The following is a 3282-nucleotide window of genomic DNA, read 5'->3' on the forward strand; positions in this document are numbered from 1 at the left end:
GCCATTTGGCGAAAGAGTGCGTGACGGCCTATGATGCGGCCTTCGGGTGAAAATACTTCATGAGGCATAAATGAAGCGTAGCCTTGGCACTTGTTACTATCCAGAACATTGGCCTGAAGCTTGGTGGGCGAATGATGCTGCAAAAATGGTTGAGACTGGCCTCACTTGGGTCAGGATAGGTGAATTTTCTTGGTCAAAACTAGAACCCCAGCCCGATCGGTTCGATTGGGGCTGGATGGATCGAGTAATTGAAACCTTAGGCTCAGCGGGTTTGAAGGTAATTCTTGGCACGCCTACGGCGACTCCGCCACGTTGGATGCTCGACAAGCACCCGGACATGCTGGCTCATGACAAAGAGGGCCGTGTGCGCAAATTTGGTTCACGCAGGCATTATTGCTTTAGTCATCCAGGCTACTTAGATGAGTGCCGCCGCATCGCGCGCATTTTGTCCAAACGCTATGGCAAGCATCCACATATTGCCGCTTGGCAAATTGATAATGAATATGATTGCCATGACACCGCAATTAGTTACACGCCTAACGCGCGGATGGCGTTCCAAAATTGGTGCGCGGCCCGATATCAATCAACCGATGCACTTAACCGTGCATGGGGAAATGTATTTTGGTCAATGGAATATGACGATTTTACGCAAATTGATTTACCTAATCTGACCGTAACAGAACCTAACCCCTCCCACGTTTTAGCATTTCGACGCTTTAGTTCAGATCAAGTGGTACGCTTTAACCGCGCACAGTGTGATGAAATCCGGAAATATTCTAACGCCCCTATTACACATAATTTTATGGGGCGCATAACAGCGTTTGATCATTATCAAGTGGGGGCAGACCTCGATATTTCCTCATGGGACAGTTACCCAATGGGTTTTTTGCTTGATCGCGTTTGTGCGGACCAAGCCGAAAAGAAACACTACTTGAGGCAAGGTGATCCTGATTTTCAAGCATTCCATCACGACCTTTACCGCGCAACTTCCTCTGGGAGGTGGTGGATCATGGAACAACAACCTGGCCCGGTAAATTGGGCACCGTGGAACCCTGCGCCTTTACCCGGAATGCCCCGACTTTGGGCATGGGAGGCCTTTGCACATGGGGCTGAAACCGTCTGTTATTTCAGATGGCGGCAAGCGCCTTTTGCGCAGGAACAGATGCATGCGGGCCTGTTACAACCCAATTCCGAGCCTTCGTCTGCCCTAGCCGAAGCGGCACAGGTGGCGCGCGAGATTGATGCTTTGCCGGAGGTGGGAACAGCACGGGCGAGGATCGCTTTAGTTTTCGATTATGACAGTGCCTACGCTTGGGAGACACAACCACAAGGCTTAGATTTTGACTATTTTCAAATTGTGTTTGAATTCTATAGAGCTCTACGCAAACAGGGTCTATCGGTTGATATTGTGCCAAAAACGATAGATGCATCATCCTATGACCTGGTTATAGCACCCGCACTTTTGACAGTGCCGGCAAGCCTAACCACAGCAGGACATTTGGTTATTGGCCCTCGCGCAGGATCAAAAACTGAGGAAATGTCGATTCCTGAGGAGGGTGTTCCAAATATCTTTGGGCTGGCCGCACAAGTCCCTTACGTTGAAACCCTTCCCCCATTCGCTTCCATTGCCGTTGACGGCGGCGGCGCAGTGACCAAATGGCGCGATCATCTTTTAGGCGATGGTGCACTTTATCACTGCGATGAAGGCGCCATCGCTTTGCGCCAAGGCAAAATTACTTATTTAGGCGGTTGGCCAGATCCCGCCTTCTTAAGGCGTATAATTCAAGATGCTTGCGCACTGTGTGATATTCCTACGCTTGATCTACCGGCCGATCTGCGGCTACGCGATACAGACAAGCATCGCTTTTTTTTCAATTACGGCCCGAAATCGGTAGTGTTTCAAGGCCGAACCATCCCGCCTGCGGGCGTCCTTTGGACCACATTGTCGTGATTTGTGATTTTGGGATGTCAAAGACTGGCGTACAGGTGAAGCAAATCACTCTGCGCTCAAGTGCATTGAAAGTTTCGATACTAACACTCGGTGGAATTATTCAAGACCTGCGGTTGCAAGGCGTGGACCATCCTATGACATTGGGCCTAAAGGATGTTGCAGGTTATGAAGGCCCCTGTTTTCACTTTGGTAGTTTGATTGGACCCGTCGCTAATCGTATCCGTGGCGCGACTGCCACAATCGCCGGACAAATATGGAACCTTCCGACTCACCCCATTGAGGGCCTGACCCTGCACTCTGGTCCAACTGGTTTCCAGCATCAAATATGGCAAATCCAAGAACAGACTACGGATCGTGTGACACTCTCACTTTCTAGACCGCATGACTCGGATCACTTTCCAGGAAATCGTAACATCGTATTGCGCTATCAGGTAAAAGATGCGACCCTTCAGATGGAGGTTGAAGCCACCTCCGATCAACTCACTCTAATGAACCCTGCGAACCACAGCTATTGGTCCCTTGACTCCGATCTTGGCATCGCGGGACAGCGCCTCACAGTTTTTGCAGATAATATTACGGAAACGGATGTAGACCATTTGGCTACAGGACGAGTTTTGCCTCTGGATGACGGTGCGTTTGATTATCGTCAATCTTCTGTGTTACAGGCTGCGACAGGGCCGCGTTTGGACCATAATTTCTGCACGGGTGAGGCTAAGCGGAAAGTGAGACCTATCGCAAAGCTTGAAGGACGTGATGGTGTCGTAATGGAGATGTCATCAACCGAAGCTGGCTTGCAGGTTTACGATGCAGGAGAATTGATTGACGGAGGCTATCGCAACGTTCATGGGCATCCATATGGCCCTTTTTGTGCGTTGGCTTTGGAGGCGCAATCATGGCCAGGGGCGGAAAGGTTTTCTAATTTCCCTTCAATCTTTCTTGCTCCTGGTGAGTTGTATCATCAGGTCACGCAATGGCATTTCACGCAAAAGATGCGGAAATAGCTGTTAACCTTTCAGCACCTATCGAAATAACGCCAAAGAAGCGTAAATCAACATGCGGAGCTTTCGCTAAATAGGCCAACGGCTAGCTTTCGACGGAGGCTAAGTGGGAGTACGCGGCGCGCAGTGAGTGTCCACCAACTCATTGAGGCTGAGAGATATGTGCTAAGTGCTGCGGCACTGGCTGCAAAAGCAGACCGAGCATTTTCGCTTCACGATTTAGAGGCGCAGGATTTGATTTCGGGAATGCCCGTGAGCAGGAAGCTTCGTACTCGCTAACATTGCATATTTTGGTTGGCAGCATCTGAAAAATCGCGCGTTTGAATGCGTCAA

General features: G+C 50.0%; 3 protein-coding genes. 2 read left to right on the top strand and 1 reads right to left on the bottom strand.

The window, feature by feature from the left end:
• Positions 1–70 precede the first annotated feature (70 nt).
• On the top strand, positions 71–1951 hold the full coding sequence (locus tag AAC620_RS12310) for a beta-galactosidase (protein ID WP_340245401.1): 1881 nt from the start codon (positions 71–73) through the stop codon (positions 1949–1951).
• A 14-nt stretch (positions 1952–1965) separates the two neighbouring features.
• Positions 1966–2952 (top strand): aldose epimerase family protein, encoded by a 987-nt coding sequence (locus AAC620_RS12315; RefSeq protein ID WP_340245403.1) that lies wholly within the window; start codon positions 1966–1968, stop codon positions 2950–2952.
• 139 nt (positions 2953–3091) lie between these two features.
• On the opposite strand, the gene AAC620_RS12320 is transcribed toward AAC620_RS12315, so the two are convergent.
• Positions 3092–3282 (bottom strand): hypothetical protein (locus tag AAC620_RS12320; RefSeq protein WP_340245405.1); only part of this gene is annotated, 191 nt, incomplete at its 5' end.

Source organism: Roseobacter sp. HKCCA2468 (genome assembly GCF_037805105.1).
Taxonomy (GTDB): Bacteria; Pseudomonadota; Alphaproteobacteria; order Rhodobacterales; family Rhodobacteraceae; genus M30B80.